The sequence below is a fragment of the Chryseobacterium sp. CBSDS_008 genome, assembly GCF_049959325.1.
GTDB lineage: Bacteria > Bacteroidota > Bacteroidia > Flavobacteriales > Weeksellaceae > Chryseobacterium.
This window is the reverse complement of sequence record NZ_CP188202.1, coordinates 3,407,498-3,425,822: the sequence shown is the minus strand read 5'-3', so window position 1 is coordinate 3,425,822 and position 18,325 is coordinate 3,407,498. Positions and strand designations below refer to the sequence as shown.

General features: G+C 37.9%; 16 protein-coding genes. 9 read left to right on the top strand and 7 right to left on the bottom strand.

Annotated features, from left to right (window positions below; genetic code table 11):
* Positions 1-55: 55 nt before the first annotated feature.
* Positions 56-739, top strand: coding sequence for a uroporphyrinogen-III synthase (locus tag ACP3T3_RS15550; RefSeq protein WP_426476728.1), 684 nt, complete (start codon positions 56-58; stop codon positions 737-739).
* 47 nt (positions 740-786) lie between these two features.
* Positions 787-1,818, top strand: coding sequence for a uroporphyrinogen decarboxylase (gene hemE, locus ACP3T3_RS15545; RefSeq protein WP_426476727.1), 1,032 nt, complete (start codon positions 787-789; stop codon positions 1,816-1,818).
* An 87-nt stretch (positions 1,819-1,905) separates the two neighbouring features.
* Here the strand turns inward: hemE and ACP3T3_RS15540 are convergent, their stop codons facing one another.
* On the bottom strand, positions 1,906-2,724 hold the full coding sequence (locus ACP3T3_RS15540) for a T9SS type A sorting domain-containing protein (RefSeq protein WP_426476726.1): 819 nt from the start codon (positions 2,722-2,724) through the stop codon (positions 1,906-1,908).
* Positions 2,725-2,872: 148 nt separating this feature from the next.
* Here ACP3T3_RS15540 and ACP3T3_RS15535 point away from each other — a divergent pair, with 148 nt between their 5' ends.
* A complete protein-coding gene (locus ACP3T3_RS15535; RefSeq protein ID WP_426476725.1) occupies positions 2,873-2,998 on the top strand; it encodes a GNAT family acetyltransferase in 126 nt (41 codons plus the stop codon).
* A gap of 49 nt (positions 2,999-3,047) precedes the next feature.
* Here the strand turns inward: ACP3T3_RS15535 and ACP3T3_RS15530 are convergent, their stop codons facing one another.
* The 5 genes from ACP3T3_RS15530 to ACP3T3_RS15510 all read right to left on the bottom strand — a co-directional run bounded on the left by ACP3T3_RS15530 (position 3,048) and on the right by ACP3T3_RS15510 (position 9,073).
* On the bottom strand, positions 3,048-4,268 hold the full coding sequence (locus tag ACP3T3_RS15530; RefSeq protein WP_426476724.1) for a cysteine desulfurase: 1,221 nt from the start codon (positions 4,266-4,268) through the stop codon (positions 3,048-3,050).
* 257 nt (positions 4,269-4,525) lie between these two features.
* Entirely contained in the window at positions 4,526-5,179 is a 654-nt protein-coding gene (locus tag ACP3T3_RS15525) for a 50S ribosomal protein L25/general stress protein Ctc (protein ID WP_426476723.1), read from the bottom strand.
* 56 nt (positions 5,180-5,235) lie between these two features.
* A complete protein-coding gene (locus ACP3T3_RS15520; RefSeq protein ID WP_426476722.1) occupies positions 5,236-6,174 on the bottom strand; it encodes a ribose-phosphate pyrophosphokinase in 939 nt (312 codons plus the stop codon).
* 85 nt (positions 6,175-6,259) lie between these two features.
* The gene (locus ACP3T3_RS15515) at positions 6,260-7,822 is read right to left on the bottom strand and encodes a G-D-S-L family lipolytic protein (RefSeq protein WP_426476721.1); all 1,563 of its coding nucleotides are present in this window, start codon (positions 7,820-7,822) and stop codon (positions 6,260-6,262) included.
* Positions 7,823-7,834: 12 nt separating this feature from the next.
* Positions 7,835-9,073, bottom strand: coding sequence for an OmpP1/FadL family transporter (locus tag ACP3T3_RS15510; RefSeq protein WP_426476720.1), 1,239 nt, complete (start codon positions 9,071-9,073; stop codon positions 7,835-7,837).
* A gap of 435 nt (positions 9,074-9,508) precedes the next feature.
* Here ACP3T3_RS15510 and ACP3T3_RS15505 point away from each other — a divergent pair, with 435 nt between their 5' ends.
* The 6 genes from ACP3T3_RS15505 to ACP3T3_RS15480 all read left to right on the top strand — a co-directional run bounded on the left by ACP3T3_RS15505 (position 9,509) and on the right by ACP3T3_RS15480 (position 17,611).
* Positions 9,509-10,897 carry a PSP1 domain-containing protein gene (locus tag ACP3T3_RS15505; protein ID WP_426476719.1) on the top strand — a complete coding sequence of 463 codons (1,389 nt, stop codon included), beginning with the start codon at positions 9,509-9,511 and terminating at the stop codon, positions 10,895-10,897.
* Positions 10,890-11,354: a gliding motility lipoprotein GldH gene (locus tag ACP3T3_RS15500; RefSeq protein WP_426476718.1), complete on the top strand. Its 465-nt coding sequence runs from the start codon at positions 10,890-10,892 to the stop codon at positions 11,352-11,354. Before ACP3T3_RS15505 ends, ACP3T3_RS15500 begins: the two co-directional genes overlap by 8 nt.
* A gap of 6 nt (positions 11,355-11,360) precedes the next feature.
* Positions 11,361-13,739 (top strand): transglycosylase domain-containing protein, encoded by a 2,379-nt coding sequence (locus ACP3T3_RS15495; RefSeq protein WP_426476717.1) that lies wholly within the window; start codon positions 11,361-11,363, stop codon positions 13,737-13,739.
* 75 nt (positions 13,740-13,814) lie between these two features.
* Entirely contained in the window at positions 13,815-15,356 is a 1,542-nt protein-coding gene (locus tag ACP3T3_RS15490) for a protein adenylyltransferase SelO (RefSeq protein ID WP_426476716.1), read from the top strand.
* Positions 15,357-15,441: 85 nt separating this feature from the next.
* On the top strand, positions 15,442-16,257 hold the full coding sequence (locus tag ACP3T3_RS15485) for a T9SS type A sorting domain-containing protein (RefSeq protein ID WP_426476715.1): 816 nt from the start codon (positions 15,442-15,444) through the stop codon (positions 16,255-16,257).
* Positions 16,258-16,333: 76 nt separating this feature from the next.
* Positions 16,334-17,611 (top strand): DUF6080 domain-containing protein, encoded by a 1,278-nt coding sequence (locus ACP3T3_RS15480; protein WP_426476714.1) that lies wholly within the window; start codon positions 16,334-16,336, stop codon positions 17,609-17,611.
* A 51-nt stretch (positions 17,612-17,662) separates the two neighbouring features.
* Here ACP3T3_RS15480 and ACP3T3_RS15475 read toward each other — a convergent pair whose 3' ends face one another.
* A complete protein-coding gene (locus ACP3T3_RS15475) occupies positions 17,663-18,220 on the bottom strand; it encodes an SPOR domain-containing protein (protein ID WP_426476713.1) in 558 nt (185 codons plus the stop codon).
* Between the last annotated feature and the right edge of the window lie 105 nt (positions 18,221-18,325).

The window sequence follows — 18,325 nt, the reverse complement described above, 5'->3', positions numbered from 1 at the left end:
ACTTCAGACTGTAAATTTCTTTAACCGTCCTTTTCATCTTCTTAATTTTACAGACATGAAAATCTTATTTACCAAAAATATAGACCAAGCTATTATACCCAAAGAATTAGGAGGGGATATCCTGGTTGATTGTGTTGAGGTAATTAAGACCAGCCCTATCATAATCAGTCCTTTCGACCTGAAAAACTATTCTCTGATTTTCACCAGTGTCAACGGAGTGATGTCTTTTTTTAAAAACAGATTTAAGCCCAATGAGGATTTCACTGCAAAAAACTACAACAAGATCTATTGTGTTGGTGAAAAGACAAAAAGAGAATTAAGAAAGCATGGCTTTGGCACATTTAAGGTGTTGAAAAATGCTGAAACGCTTTCCAGGTTCATTATTGGAAAATGCCAGCATGAACAGTTTCTTCATTTCTGCGGCAATCTTGCCATCAATGTTCTGGACAATGACCTTCCGCTTCAAAACATTAAGTACAAAAAAGTTACGATTTATAATACTGAGGAAATCAATCCTGTAATAACTGAAAAATATCATGCTGCAGTATTTTTTAGTCCGAGTGGAGTTCGTAGTTTTGCAAGGCGAAATTCTCTGGAAGGGATGAAGCTTTTTTCAATTGGCGAAACCACTTCCGGCGAATTAAAAAATTATACGCAGGAAAAAATTTTCACTTCTGGGGAAAATACCCTAAGTTCAATCTTTGAGCTGATAAGAAAAGAAATCAGAAGTAGAATTTAGAATATCTGTTACCGGAATACTGCCGGTAATATTAGTTTAAATAGATTATGATTAAAAACGACCTATATTTAAAAGCACTTCGCGGAGAAACCGTTGAAAGACCTCCTGTCTGGATGATGAGGCAGGCTGGAAGATATCTGCCGGAATTCATTGCCTTAAGAGATCAATATGATTTCTTTACAAGATGTCAGACCCCTGAGCTTGCAGCTGAGATCACGCTGCAGCCTATCCGTAGATTTCCTTTGGATGCAGCGATTCTGTTTTCTGATATCCTGGTAGTTCCACAGGCAATGGGGATTGATTTCAAAATGAAGGAATCTGTGGGGCCCTGGTTAGATACCCCTATCAGAACAATGGAACAGGTTCAGAATATTGAAACTCCGGATGTGAATGATACTTTAGGTTACGTTTTTGATGCTATTGAGCTTACTCTTCAGAAACTGGACAATGACATTCCATTGATCGGTTTTGCGGGTTCTCCATGGACAATTCTTTGCTACTGTGTGGAAGGAAAAGGAAGTAAGACATTTGATATCGCAAAATCGTTCTGTTTCCAACAGCCTGAAGCAGCACATCTATTGCTGCAAAAGATTACAGATACTACCATCGCTTATTTAAAGAGAAAAGTAGAGAAAGGAGTTTCTGCAGTACAGGTTTTTGATTCATGGGGAGGAATGCTTTCTCCTACAGATTATCAGGAATTCTCTTGGCAGTACATCAATCAGATCGTTGAGGCATTAAGCCCGCTTACTCATGTGGTGGTATTCGGAAAGGGATGCTGGTTTGCCCTGGAAGACATGACCATGTCTAAAGCTTCTGCTCTTGGTGTTGACTGGACTATTAAGCCGGAATTTGCAAGAACACTGACGAATCATACGATGACCCTGCAGGGGAATTTTGATCCTGCAAGACTTCATTCAACGCCTGAAACGATTAAGAAAATGGTGAATGAAATGATCAACCGTTTCGGAAAAGACAGATATATTGCTAATTTAGGGCACGGAATTCTACCGAATGTGCCTGTTGAAAATGCTGAAGCATTCATCAGAGCGGTGGTTGACTGGAAACCGAATTTATAAGATTATTTCTTTTGAAAATATAAAAAAACCTTATAGGATATTCTATAAGGTTTTTTGTGTGATTAAGTTTGCTGCCTGGTTGTCAGCTTATTTCTTGAGAACCTTCTTCTTGAGAACTTCTTTATTAGTAGTGATCATAAGAACATAAGCACCTTTAGGAATATCTGATAAATCATATACATCAGACTCTTTATTAAATGTTTTTATTAGTTTTCCGGACATGTCAGTAATACTGATTTTTTCAATCCTATTTTGAGAGGCTAATGTAATATGAACATTATCTTTTACCGGATTCGGGTATATTTTTACATCATCTGAATGCAAAGCTTCTGAAGCTGCCAAAACGCCACTGGTAATTTTCACATTATCTACTACAACCCCATAGGAATAGTCTCCGGCATCGTCATAAACAAATCTTAGTTTAAAAGCCGCATTGGCGTAGGGCGTCAAATCTATATTTGCTGCCTGGGCATAGGAAGTTATTATGTACGAAAAGGTATTAAAATCAAGATCCCATACTCCTGCTTCACCTGAAACGGTAAAAACCTGAATCCACGAAGTTCCGTTAAACACCTCCACTTTTAAAGTAGAGTCAAGATCATAAATCATATTAGCATAATTAAACGAAAGTTTTGGACTTGAGGCTCCGGTAAGATTAATCACGGGAGAAGTCAGCCTGGCATTCGTATTAACTCCTGTCGGGCCTGCGTCGTCGTCATCAAAAAAAGCCGCCCCATCGGGAAAGCTTGCAAAACCATTCTGTGCACCCACGTTCCAGTTATAAGCAGTATCCGGATTTTCTACCGTCCATCCGGTCGGCAGGGCATTACCGTTGAAGTTTTCAGAAAAAACCTGTGCGTCACATACTCCACAAATGGATAAAAATAAAATAAATAATTTTTTCATAATATATTATTTGATGTTTATATAAAATTAATAAATAATATTTTACAAAATATAATTATACATAAAATCAATGCATTACATAATTTTTAAGAAATATCTAAATTTCATCTATTATTTATACATTTATATCTAACCAAAAAGGTATCACATGAAAAAACTAAACAAAGAAAAAATGAAAAGCATTATGGCAGGAGGAGAAATCTGCCTTGAGTGTGCAATCGGATATTATCAGGTCATTATTGATGGCCGATGTTATTGTGTACCAATGGACTAATAAAAAAGCAGCCATTTGGCTGCTTTTAACTTATATAATAAGATATTGATTAACTCAACATTCTTTGTGCTTTCTTAACCCCTTCTACGAGAATATCAATTTCCTCAAAAGTATTATAAACCGCAAAACTTGCTCTTACTGTTCCTGCAATATTAAAGAAGTTCATAATGGGCTGTGTACAGTGATGCCCTGTTCTTACAGCAATTCCCATCTTATCAAGGATCATCCCTACATCAGAGGCAATCCCCACTCCTTCCAGGTTAAACGAAACAACACCTGTTCTCTTAGCTTTTTCACCATAGATCTTAAGACCTTCTATTTCCAAAAGCTGTTTTTGAGCATATTCTAATAATGCATTTTCATGATTCTGAATATGGGTATGCCCTATTCTGTTCATAAAGTCAACAGCAGCACCTAAAGCAATATTTCCACCTACATTGGGGGTCCCTGCTTCATATTTGAATGGTAGACCTGCATAAGTAGTTCCTTCGAAAGAACATGTTGCAATCATCTCTCCTCCTCCATGGAATGGTGGCAAAGCTTCTAATATTTTACGTTTCCCATATAAAATACCCGTTCCCATCGGAGCATACATTTTATGGCCTGAAAACACAAAGAAATCACAATCAAGTTTCTGAACATCAATCTTGAAATGCGGCGCAGACTGAGCCCCGTCTATAACGATATATGCATCCGTATTTTTTCTTGTTTTTGCAATAATTTCTTCAATAGGATTCACAATTCCTAATGCATTAGAGACCTGGTTTACAGAAACAACCTTTGTCTTTTCACTTAAAAACCGGTCAAAATGATCCATCTGAAGAATTCCGTTTTCATCAATAGGAATCACACGAAGTTTTGCACCGGTTCTTTCACAGAGCATCTGCCATGGAACAATATTGGAATGGTGCTCCAGATATGAAATAATGATCTCATCATCTTTCTTCAGTTTCTGTGTTAAAATATAAGCGATGAGGTTTAGACATTCTGTTGTTCCTTTTGTAAAGATGACCTCAAAATCATGTTCAGCATTAATGAATTTCTGGATTTTCCTTCTTGAAAGCTCCATTTCTTCCGTTGCCAGCTGGCTCAGCGTATGAATTCCTCTGTGAACATTTGCATTAAGTTCGGTATAATATGTATGACAGGCCTCCAAAACCGAATTTGGCTTTTGGGATGTAGCTGCATTATCCAGATAAACCAGGGGCTTACCGTTCACTTCTCTGTCCAATATAGAAAACTGGCTTCTTATTTCCTGAATGTCAAACATTTATTTATTTTTTAAATTAAACCGTCCTTATTTAGAACCCTTCAAATTTACGGCTTTTTTTTCGAAAGGAGGTACGAGGTTAGCTGCTGATATTGTTCAGCTGATAGAAATATTCAATGATGTATAACAAAGAAAGCTATAAAGATAATACTAAAGGAATATAAAGTGGCAAGCTTACTCATCAGCACATTCTTTTTGACTAAAATAAAAGACCCGCCAAAAATTGACGGGTCTTATATTGTTTAAATAAGCAATTCTTATTCTGCAGACTTTTCTTCTGTTGTTGGAACATCAGGAGACTGAGTTGCAACTTCTTCTGCTTCCTCTTCATCTTCATCATCCATTGCAGCTGCACCACCTTTCATTGCATTTCTAGACATCTTAACAGCAACTACTACTGCATTGTCCGGGTGCATGAAAGAGTAACCTTCTGCTTTGATCCCACCGATGTAAAGTTTGTTACCAATTCTTAATGGAGTAACATCTACAACGATTTCGTCAGGTAGGTTAGCAGGGATAGCTTTTACTTTTAGTTTTCTGAAAGACTGACGTAAAACACCACCAGCAACAACACCTTTTGAACGTCCGATAATTCTTACAGGAACCTCCATGATAACTGGCTTATCGTCAGATAACTGATAGAAGTCGATGTGAAGAATTTTGTCAGTGATCGGGTGGAACTGAATATCCTGAAGAACAGCTGGAATTGTTTTTCCGTCAACCTCAATAGATACCGTGTGTGCTTCAGGAGTGTATACTAATCCTTTGAAAGCTCTCTCTTCAGCAGAGAAGTTCAAAGGTGCTTCACCTCCATAAACAACACAAGGAACTAATTCAGCATCACGTAAAGCTTTTGTAGACTTTTTGCCCACGCTTTCTCTTTTTGTACCTTGAATTGTAATAGATTTCATTTATAAAAATTTTAAAAAATTGTTCTGATTTTAATTTGCAAATTACTTAAAATCAATTAAATAATAAACTTACTGCTAATTGATTTATGTTCATGAACCATCGTCATAACGTCTGCAAATAATGGGGCGCAAGATAGCACTTTTATTTTAGATGACAAATTATTTTTAACAGGAATTGAGTCAGTTACAATAACTTCCAACAGTTTTGAGTTCTCAATATTCTCGTAAGCCTTACCTGAAAGCACTCCGTGAGTAGCCATAGCTCTTACTGTTTTTGCTCCTTTTTCAATCAAGATATCTGCGGCCTTACAAAGCGTGCCTGCAGTATCAATCATATCATCAATAAGGATAACGTTCTTACCTGTAACGTCACCGATAAGGAACATTTCTTCTACAACATTTGCCTTTTTTCTTTCCTTATAAGCAATTACTACTTCGGCACCCAGATGGCCCGCATAGTTTTTCGCTCTTTTTGCACCTCCCATATCCGGGGAAGCAATGGTAAGGTTATCAAGGTTCAGAGATCTGATATGGTCTACGAAAACAGTAGAAGCATACAGATGATCTACCGGAATTTCGAAGAACCCCTGAATCTGATCTGCGTGAAGATCCATAGTCATGATTCTTGTTGCCCCTGCTGCAGTAAGAAGGTTAGCAACGAGTTTTGCACCGATCGGCGCTCTTGGTTTGTCTTTTCTGTCCTGTCTGGCAAGTCCGAAGTAAGGAATTACTACGGTAATGCTCTTTGCAGAAGCTCTTTTTGCTGCATCAATCATTAGAAGAAGCTCTAAAAGATTGTCTGCAGGAGGGAATGTAGATCCAATCAGGAAAACTCTTCCTCCTCTTACAGATTCATCCAAAACAGGCTCAAATTCGCCATCGCTGAACTCCTGAAAGTTGATTTTTCCTAATTCTTTCCCATAACTCTGGGCAATTTTCTCTGCCAAGTCCCTGCTGGTTCTTGTACAAAATAGATAACTTAACTGATCGGCCATTTTTACTTTTTAAAAGATTTTGCAAATTTAAAAAAAAACCACAAGATTTACTCCTGTGGTTTCTAAGTTTTTATTTTATCAATTATTAAGGGAACTTAACTCCTGAATATTTGTTCGGATCTACCTGTGGAAGTGTAGACTTGTATTTAGCATTAATCGCCTTAATAAATTCATTGGCAACAATACCATATCCGCGTCCTGTAAGGTGAACTCCATCTAAAGAGAAAGCTCCTCCTGTAACAAATTTCGCAGTATATCTTACTCCGTTAAATAAAATTCCTGACTGCGCATTCAGTTCAACCATTTTACTGTTTGCATCTACAAACGCAAGTCCATAGGAATCAGCAAGCCCTTTTATAGAAGCATTATACGCCGTTGTTGCAGTTTTCACATAGCCGGCCTCTGTTTTTGTCAGCACATGCTGGTTTTGCAATGGATAAGAAATTCCATACACATTTACCGGAGCCGGAGCTCCTGCTGCAGTACTTCCAATCACAGAACTAGTCGTAAGCAAAATATAATCATCTGCTGTTGCCTGTCTTGCCTGTCCGAAGATCTGACCAAAAGCAGCTGCCGTAAGTGCGCCCAGAGATGGAGTTAAAGCAACGGTAAGCTGAGCTGATAAATCCGTCAGAGCAACATCTTTAATTAAAACAGGGTTTGGACCGGTTGCAGATAGTAAATTAATTCTATCTCCAGCTCCAAAAGCAGTAAGCGCCTGCTTCAAAGGACCATACAGGCTTGTGTTAAGAGTTGTCAAGTTTGAACCCAAAACAGCAGGTGTCAAAGGATTATACGGAACTGTTGTAAAAAAAGGTACGGAAGTAACTGAAGGAATGTTAGCAATAACACCTTTTGTTGTTCCTACACTTTTAAGACCGTCTAAAACCGCTTTAATAGATCCGGCAACAAGTGCAGGATCGGAGATATCATTCGATTTATAAGTTGTCGGGTTTGTATTTCCTGTCTGAACCGTGGCAGCAGTATACGTTGTAACCCCTCCTATTGTCTGGGAGTTTGTTCCTCCGTTGGTAGCATAGGATAATACATCATTATTTCCTATCCAAAGAGAGAAGAATGTCGCTTTCTGAGCCATGGCATCAGCCAGCACACTTGTTGTAGCAGAAGAAGCGAATCTTACAAAATAGGGATTAGCCGTGCCGGTTGCAAGACCTGCCTGACTACCATAGCCAGGAGCCACCAAGTGGAATGATTTCGCACCCGGAACCCCCATATTATTATAAGAACCACCGCCAGACAATACATCTAATGCAGCAGCAGGAGCGCTTGGTACCGGAGACAAAGACCCATTAACCACCTGAAGGGTTAACTTTCCAGGAAATCCCGGAAGATTGTTAAATCCGCCTACATCATTAGGCATCAATGGCTGTTTAAAGTCTCCTCCACCCGCAAGCTTCATCTGCGCAGCAATCATGCTTGGATAAGATTCATTCTGGCCGCTGCTGTACAGGGCGCCATCACGATAACCCGAAGTAAGCGAGTTTCCTAATGATATATATTTTGAAAAATCTGCTTCTCCTTTTGTTACCGGAATATCTTTCACATCCGTATCGAAATCCGTATTACAGCTTGTTACTGTAAAAAGAAGTGCAGAAACTGCAATTGTCGATATTATAATTTTTTTCATAGTCTTCTAAAATTAAAATGGATTATAAGATAAACCTAACCCTAAGTAGAATGCTGTTGCTTTAGACTGTCCATAGAAACCTAAATTAGCATTATTTACATTTCTGTATTGAGGCATTGCATATCCTCCGGCGATATCAATTCCGAATTGTTTCAGCTTAAAGCCTATCCCTCCTGTTACCACATACGTATCATACGAAGGTGTTTCCGGAATAAAATTGTCAGTAGTATAAGGTGCTTCATCATAATAAGCTCCTAAGCGCCCGTAGATCATATTGGTAAACGCATATTGAGTTCCCAGTCTGAATGTTTTAGAGTTTCTGAAGTTCTTAGGATTTGTAAGAACAGTTGGATCTGACGGATTATTTCCAATAGGGGCGTTGTCGAAATCTAAAGTAAGTTTGCTGTATCTTTCCCATCCATGATAGTTAAAATCTGCAGAAACCTGCCATTTTGGCGTCACTTTATAAGTTAAACCGATTGTATATTCTTCAACCAATGGAAGTGTTGCTGAAAATCCGTCCTGTCCGGCAGCATTCAGCTTCAGCTGGTTGTAAATAGATTGAGATGGGAACTGGAATGTAGCAGTCCCGTTTTTAGCTTTCATATCTATTGCTGAACGGTAAGCAATACTTACGTCTAATTTCGGATCAGGTCTGAAATAGAAACCGAAACCATATCCGTGTCCGCTTGCTTTTTTATCATTGATATTAACCTGTCCTCCAAATTGTGTTACCGCTTTATCCCAGTCTACAACTCCTTTTGCATAAATATAGCTGGCACCAAAAGATACCCAAGGAGCTAACTTCACAGAGATCATAGGCTGGAAGTAGAAACTTTTCAGTTCTAATTTCTGAACCATTTCTTTACCTTCCCAGTTTTCAGGCCATTTGATTGTACTTCCAAAAGGTGTTGTTACACTAAGACCCACGGTAAGCTTCTCTATTGGTCTATAAGTAATCGCAGCATAGAACGGAGTTCCTACAGGGTTATCTGTTTCTGTACTTTGCAAAGTATTGAAGTTTTGAAAAGTAACCTTGTTACTTGCAGCAAACCCTCCTGCCACTACACTCAGTTTGGAAGGGATGAATGACATACCCGCCGGGTTAAAGAATGTCACACTCGCGTCTTCGGCATGAGCACTAGTATGCGCCATTGCCAATTGTTTTACCCCTTGCAGGGAAACTCTGAAGCCTCCTGCGTAAGATAGAACTCCCGCCAATAAAGCAGTTGATACTAATATTTTTTTCATAGACTATTATTATATAAGCCAAATATAAAATTATTTTGAATACGCCTGTTAATATTTGCTAATATTTTAAACAATATCTTAAAAGAAAACTATGTTTAAAATAATACCTTGAAAGAAATAAAGGAAAAACAATCATTATTAAAGGGTTAAAAACATTTAACATAAACATTTGTTTTACTGTTTAATTTCAAACAATTGTTTAATATTAAGCTGTCGCGCACCCAAAAAACAGAACAGAAGAGTAAAATGGTAATAAATGTTAAATAAAAAAATGCACATTCTTTTATCCCCTTATTTCGGGCTTTATCCAGCCTCAAGCGTTCATTCTTCTTCGAAATACAGAAATGTTTTATCTCGAATCCAGGTTATTTAAGTATTTTAGAATGGCATAAAGATAAAAATACATAAATTTGCAGATTAATAAATAATAGTAATATGAGTTGTGGATGTAAAACATCCGGCGATTCTGCACATTCTTGCGGCCCTAAAAAAACCGCAAATGGCTGTGAAAATGTAAATACCTGCGGGAATAGTTATAAATTAAGTGTTTTTGACTGGCTTTCTAACATCAACAATCCGGCACCAAACAGGTGTGATTTTGTAGAAGTTAGGTTTAAAAATGACAGAAAATCGTTTTATAAAAATGTAAATAATATTCCTTTACATATTGGCAGCGTAGTTACAGTAGAATCAAGTCCGGGACACGATGTAGGCGTTGTAAGCCTTACGGGAGAATTAGTAAAAATTCAGATGAAAAAGAAAAAGTTTTCTGAAGAATTGGCACTTAAAATATACAGACAGGCCAACCAAAAAGATCTTGAGGTATGGCAGGAAGCAAGAAAAAAAGAAGAGAGTGTAAAACTTGAAGCAAGAAAAATAGCACAGAGATTAGGGCTTGAAATGAAAGTTACCGATGTGGAATACCAGGGTGACTCTTCAAAAATCACGTTTTATTACACCGCTGATAACCGTATAGATTTCAGGCAATTAATCAAAGATTATGCCGGCGCTTTCCGTACCAAGATCGATATGAAACAAATCGGTTTCAGACAGGAGGCAGCAAAAGTAGGCGGAATCGGATCTTGCGGACGCGAGCTTTGCTGTTCTACATGGCTTACAGATTTCAGGTCTGTAAATACAAACGTTGCAAGATATCAGCAGCTGAGTATCAACCCTCAGAAACTGGCAGGACAGTGTGGTAAGCTTAAATGCTGCCTTAATTATGAGCTGGACAGCTATCTGGATGCTTTAAGCAATTTCCCTTCTTCTTCTACGACTTTGGAAACAGAAAAAGGAAAAGCATTCTGTATCAAAATTGATGTTTTCAAAAAGAAAATGTGGTTTGCCTATGTAGATAGCTCTATGGCATGGTATGATTTTGATATTGATCTTGTTAAAAAGCTGATTGCAAAGAACAGAAAAGGAGAGAAAACACTTCCTCTCGAAGATCTTAAACAGCCTGAAACTTCTGTCCACACTATTGATTTGATCCAGGAAAACAATGTGGATCGTTTTGAGAAGAAAAACAGAGGAAACAGGAACCGAAACAATCAGAACAAGCAAAATAACAGCCCACAAGGACAGGGACAGGGACAAAAAAGAAGCAGACCGGAGAAACAGGAAAGACCGGAAAGATCTGAAAAAACCGAAAACCCAAATGCTCATTCTGCAAATCAGACCAAACCACAAAAGCAACATCCACAGCAGAAAGCACCTGTGGAAAAAGCAGTAAATAATTCTGATGCCGATAAAAAGCCACAGAACAACCCAAACAAGAAGAAATTCAAAAAGAAATATCCTCCAAAAAAAGATAATAATGCGTAAAACTTTAGGATTACTTTCACTTATCCTTTTCTTTAGCTGCAACTCTTCCTCAGGAGGAGACGTCATCATGAACTCCGTTGACAACAAGTGGAATAAGAAAAGTGAGCAAAAATTTAATCTTGAAATTTCAGATCCGCAGAATCCTAAAAATATTATATTTGTCGTAAGAAACAACAATAATTATCCTTACAGCAATATAAGGTTTATAGTGAATTTCACCAATCTCCAGAACAAAAAAAAGGAAACAGACACCCTGAATTATGTACTGGCAAAACCAAATGGAGAATGGCTTGGTACAGGGTTTGGTGATACGAAGGAAACTTTGTTTCAGTATAAATTAAATTACAAATTTCCGGGAAAAGGAAAATATGAAATCGGTCTTACCCAGGCGATGAGAAATGATAACCTTCCGGGAATTGAGGATATTGGGGTAAAAATAGAAACGGCTAAACCGTAACGATAAATGGAAGAAAACAAAAAAAATGCAGGAAATAAGGGGAAAACATTTCCTCTCCCTCCCAAGAAAAAGAAAGATACCTCCTGGAGAAAATGGGTCTCGTTCATTTGGATCGGACTTGTTGCAGTAGTTCTGGGAATTTCAGGACTTTTCTTTTCGGTTTCTCAAGGATTTCTTGGGGAAATGCCTGATGTAAAAGAACTTGAAAACCCGGATATCTTTGTTGCTTCTGAGATCATTTCTTCAGACGGAGTAACCTTGGGTAAATTCGAAAAAGAAAAAACCCAGCCCATCGTTTACAAGGATCTTCCTCCTTATCTTATTTATGCCCTGCAGGCTAAAGAAGATGAACGTTTCAAAGAACACTCGGGAATCGACTTATATTCTGTTGCCAGAGCCGTAGCTTATGGGGGCGGACGTGGTGGAGGTTCTACCATCACTCAACAGCTGGCAAAACTTCTTTTCACAGGAAACGCTTCTCAGAACAAGGTTCAGAGAGCATTCCAGAAACTGAAAGAATGGGTTGTAGCAGTAAGTCTTGAAAAAAGATATACCAAAGAAGAGATCATCACTCTTTATTTTAATAAGTTCGATTTCCTTTTCAATGCCAATGGGATTGAGATGGCTTCCAGAGTGTACTTTAACAAGAAGACTTCCGAGCTTACATTACCTGAAGCCGCCACCTTTGTAGCGATGCTTGAAAACCCAAGAAAAAATAATCCTTACAGATATCCTGAAAAGGCTAAAGAAAGAAGGAATGTAGTATTGGACCAGATGCAGAAAACCGGATATATTGATGCTGCAACCTATGAAAAAGCAGCCAATACCCCGATAGAAGTGGATTTCCATCCTATCAAAAGTATCACAGACGGATATTCTGCTTATTACAAATTCTATCTGAGAAAAGAGATTGATAAGTATCTTGAAGCTCATGAAAAAGAAACCGGTAAAAAGCTAAACCTTTATAAGGACGGTTTAAAAATATACGTTACCCTTGATTCTAAAATGCAGAAATATGCAGAAGAGTCAATCAGGGAACACTTAACTGATCTTCAGAAGAGATTTGATGCAGAACAGAGAGGTAGAAAGAACAGACCTTTTTATTATCTGAATGATAAACAAATCAAAGACGTGATGGTGCAGGCTATGAAAAGAACCGGCCGTTATAAGCTGTTGAAAGCTGACGGAATGCCTGAAGATTCTATCATGATGGAATTCAAAAAACCTATCAAAACTTCACGATTCACATGGAGCGGAGAAGAAGAAGTGGAAATGTCTCCATGGGACTCTATCAGATACCACAAACAGATTGCACAGGCAGGTTTAATGTCTATGGTTCCGGGAACCGGAGAAATAAAAGCCTGGGTAGGAGGTATAGACTGGCAGCACTTCCAGTATGACCACATCAAGCAGGGTAAGAGACAGGTAGGATCTACATTCAAACCTTTCGTATATGCCACCGCTATTATGAAACTGGGAATGACGCCGTGTTCGGCTGTTTCTAACGGAACTTATGATCATAACGGATGGCATGTACCGGGAAGAGGCGGAATGCTTACGCTGAAAGATGCATTGGCACACTCCCAAAACCCTGTTGCGGCAAGACTTATTGAAATGACAGGAGTGGATGCTGTAATCCAGACTGCAAGAGATCTGGGAGTAACAGAAGATATTCCAAGAAACAATACCATCGCTTTAGGTTCATCAGACATTACAATTTACGAAATGCTGGGTGCTTACAGTACTTTTGCCAACTATGGTAATTACAATAAGCCGGAAATGATCTGGAGAATTGAAGATGCCAACGGTAGAGTAATCAAAGAAGTCAATGTAGAACCGAAAGAAGTAATGAATCCAATGTATGCATACACCATGATCGAACTGATGAAAGGTGTTGCACAATACGGAACGGCTTCCGGAGAGTTAGGAAGAAGAGGAATCTCAAAAGCAGTAGAAATTGCCGCTAAAACAGGAACCACTCAGAACAACTCCGATGGATGGTTTATGGGAATCACACCAAAACTGGCAACCGGAGCATGGGTTGGATGGGAAGACAGAGCAACCCACTTCTTTGGAACAGGGGAAGGTCAGGGTGCTAGAATGGCATTACCTATCTGGGCTATTTTCATGAAGAAAGTATGGGCTGATAAGAGCTTAGGTGTTACTCCTGATGATAAGTTTGTCAAGCCTTCAGACTGGAAAGACGGATGCTCAAATCTTAAAGGACTAAGCGGAGGATATGGAGACGATGGAAGTCTTCAGACGATCGATGAGATCAAAAATCCAAGACCGGCAGATCCAACTCCTAAAAAACCAACAGAAAAGAAAGAGGACAATATCAATGAAAATCTTCATTCCAATGATGAAGTAGATTTCAATAAATAAATTCTCTTTTAGAAATACACAAGACCTTTCAATAATTTGGAAGGTCTTTTCTTTTATAATTTATACCTTTGAAGGATGAATATCGAACGTATCAGACAGCCATTTATTGAGATTTTCCCCGGTGATTTTTCCAACAACCCTATGCAGAGAAATACTCCGAAGGTTTTGTTTGCCACGATCAAGCCTGCCGGCTTTGATAAACCTGCACTGATTGCCTATAATGAACCATTATCAGAAGAAATAGGATTAGGAAAATTTGAAGATAAAGATCTCGGCTTTCTGGTTGGAAATAGCCTTCCGGAAAACGTTCAAACCTATGCCACAGCCTATGCGGGACATCAGTTCGGAAACTGGGCGGGACAGCTTGGAGATGGAAGGGCCATCCTTGCTGGTGAAATAACCAATGAAGCTGGAAAAAAGACGGAAATACAATGGAAAGGAGCCGGAGCAACCCCTTACTCCAGGCATGCTGACGGAAGAGCCGTATTGAGATCTTCTGTACGCGAATACCTGATGAGTGAGGCCATGCATCACTTAGGAGTACCTACAGCAAGAGCACTTAGCCTGGCCTTTACCGGTGAAGATGTAATGCGCGATATCATGTACAACGGAAATCCAAAGTTAGAAAAAGGTGCGGTGGTTATCAGAACTGCTGAGAGCTTTTTACGTTTCGGACATTTCGAGCTGATGTCTGCCCAAAGAGAATACAATACTCTTCAGGAGCTTGCCGATTTTACCATAGAAAACTATTTCCCGGAAATTACATCTGCGGACAGTAAGAAATACAAAGAATTCTTTGAAAACATCTGTACCCGGACCGCTAACTTAGTAGTTGAATGGTTCAGAGTAGGCTTTGTACATGGCGTTATGAATACAGATAATATGTCAGTTCTGGGATTAACTATCGATTACGGTCCTTATTCTATGATGGATGAATATGATCTGAATTTCACTCCCAACACAACAGACCTTCCGGGAAGGAGATATGCATTCGGAAAGCAGGGCCAGATCGCCCAGTGGAATCTTTGGCAGCTTGCCAATGCTCTTCATCCGTTAATCAAAGATGAAAAATTTTTAGAGGATACTTTAAATAATTTCGGAACGTATTTCTGGGAAGCTCATGATCAAATGCTTTGCAAAAAATTCGGGTTTGACCAGCTTCGAAAAGATGACGAAGAATTTTTCACCCGCTGGCAGGGATTGATGCAGGAACTCCAGCTGGATTACACCTTATTTTTCAATCAACTTGCAAAACTAACTCAGGATACTAACATATCAGAGCATTTTAAAGCGGTGTCATATAGTATTCTGAATGAAGAAAAGCTGGCAAAACTGACTAATTTCATGAAGAATTATGAAGCAAGATTAGCCTTAAACTCAATTTCAAGAGAAGCTTCTTTAGCCATGATGGAAAAAACAAACCCCAAATTTATCCTCCGGAATTATCTTCTTTACGAATGCATTGAAGAGATCGGTAATGGCAAAAAAGAAATGCTGAAAAAGCTTACAGAAGCCCTTGAAAATCCGTACCAGGAAATATATCCGGAATTCTCTGTTAAAAGACCTTCGGGGTTCGACGATATTGCAGGATGCTCTACGCTTTCATGCAGTTCGTAGTTGACAAATTTTCATAAAATATTAAAAACAAGTAATTATTTTCATTTTTTTATTATTTTTACTATCAACTTTAAACGTAAACCAAATGAAAACAAAATTACTATTCATCTTCTTAGTCTCTTTTATATTTGGGAATGCACAGATTCTCTCAGAGACTTTTCAGGGTACGATATTTCCTCCAACAGGATGGACAACAGGGACAAACGTAGCATCAAGACCTTGGGGATTTACTACAATCATATTTAATGCAACCGGACAGGCTACATTTAATATCACAGGTGGAAAATCTGCAGGTATCGGATGGATTGCCGAGGCTCAGGACGCACATTTAACAAGCCCTTCTTTTAGTCTGGTAGGAACTACTAATCCTGTACTAAAATTTAAGGCTAAAATAGGGTATGAATACATGGTTGATCCTAATCCTAACGGAGATTTAAAAGTAGAGATATCCACAGACGGAGGTACCACATGGAATCAGGTATGGGTTGAAGAAAACTATGGTGTTTATACAGATTATGAAACACTGGATATCACAGTTAGCTTAACTCCATACGCAGGGCAGGCTAATGTTAAATTCAGGTTCCATTACGTAGCCAATGACGCAGACAGTCTTTCAATAGACGATGTACAGGTTTTATCAAGCGCTACACTATCTACTCAGGAAACAAATGCTAAAGTAAAAGAAATTACTGATATTTATCCAAATCCAACAAAAGGAGAAATCAATATAAAAACAGACAAAAAAATCAAATCTGCCACTGTATTTGATGCAAGTGGAAAATCTCTGCTTACCAATACTTCGGAAAGATTAGATATTTCCTCACTTCCAAAGGGAACTTACCTGTTAAAAGTAGACTTCGCAGACGGAACATCTACCACAGAAAAAGTGATCAAACAATAATAACGTTTATACAATCTTTACATAACCACCAACTTTTGGTGGTTTTTTTATTTTACTTTTGCAAAAAATCTGACACGTGTCTTTTATCAAAACAAAAATCACCCATTTTTTTAAACTGGTTTTTCCTTCCACCTACACAGAACTGGCTGTATTCCTGTTTTTCCTGATCTGTTATGGAATTCTGGGATCTTATATTGCCCTTCATTACAGGATTATTTTTGACAACAGGATTCCATGGGATGCTTATTTCAGTTTTGATAATAAATCGGTCCTCATGACCGGAGGCAGCTTTGAAAGGCATCCCCTATCCTACTATTTTTTTAACTGGATAAGAGAGTTTTCATTATGGATTTCAGGAGGAAAAATGGATGCCGGCTTCAGGCTCACTCTGGCGTGGCTGAGCAATATTATCATCACATTGAATATCATTCAGGTTTTCAAATATTTAAAGAACATCATCTGCCTTCCATTATGGTTAAGCATCCTAATCATCTTATTCTTTGGAGCTTTTTCAACCAACATTATCCTGTCTTTTACTCCGGAAAACTTTACCTACACTTTATTTTTACTCTCATTATACAACCATTATGCAGCAATAAAATTAAAGAAAGAAGAGAAAACGCCCGCAACAGCTTTATCACTGGCAGGCATTACTATCGGAGGACTTACCATCACCAATTTTGTAAAAGTTTTTATTCCTCTTCTTTTTGAAAAAGACCTTTTCAGAAGCCGGAAAAAATTCGGAAATGCTGTATTGAGAGTAATGATCGCGGTGATCTGTTTTGTACTTCTTTATCTGAATAGAATTGATTTTAAATATCAGAATATTTTTTCAAAAACAAATCAGCAGTATGAAAAATTCTCAAATGTAGAATCAATGCCGGCATGGGACATGATTCTTTCGTTCTTTTTCGGAGGTAATATCCTTTTTCCCGGATTTATTATGTCAGACAAGCATAATATGAAAGGTTTTAATTTTAAAGGTCTTTATATGAGCCTTTATTCATCGCCACTTCCTTACTTTTTTATAGCCGTATTATTGATCCTTATAAGTTGGAGTTATCTTAAAAATTTTAAAAATAAATGGGTTCAGGTGATAGCTCTTTCATTTTTGGTGGATATTATCATCCATTGTCTGATGAGGTTTGGCCTTCACACTTCCTATATCTACGGAGGACATTTTGTTTTTGTATATCCTTTGCTTTTAGGATGGCTTTTTTACGCTTACAGATCATCACCAAAAATCATGTCCTTTTTAACATTAACCCTGGTTATATTATTCACATATCTGCTGGTCAACAATATTTTCAGAATGACAGAATTTTTCTGGTTCATGGAAAATTATTACCAATAAAAAAACTGAGAAAAAAATTCTCAGTTTTTTTTATATTGAAATAAATCATGCTTATTTTGCTTCGGCACAGAAGATCCTGTACTGCACTGCTACTGCAGATTTAAAATATTCCCTTATTCTGGAAAGATCACCGGCGGCACTTTGTTTTGTGAAATAACTTCCGGCAAGAATCTTGTAATTCGGTCTTAAAGACGCATCTGTTTCTACCTTCAGGTTAGGAAATCTTTTTCTGAAATAAGACTTTACCTCATTAGCTTCTTCATTACTTTTTACTGTTGTAATCTGAATTTTGAAACCTAAAATTCTAGGATTTTTTCTACAAATTTCAGCATTTGTAAGTTCTCTGCTTGGCACAAAGATCTTAGGGGGTTTTGTATTTATCCCTGTAGAAATTCCACTATCGTTATTACTGGAATCTTTAGAAGAATTTGTTGGGGTAACTTTTGCACATTTACCTTCTACTCCTTCCAAAGCAGCATTTATTTTGGAATCCATCGTGATGACAAGCTCCGTTCCTGACAGGGTATCCTTTTTAACAACTTGTTGTGCCTCAATATTATAAAATCCAAATAATGATAATATCGAAAATATTTTGATTAGATTTCTCATTTAAACTTGTTTCCGCAAATTTATACAAATTAAAAAACTATACCAAACAGGTTATTTAGAATCAATACAAATTAAACGTAAATGATATTTTCCCTTTTCGATATA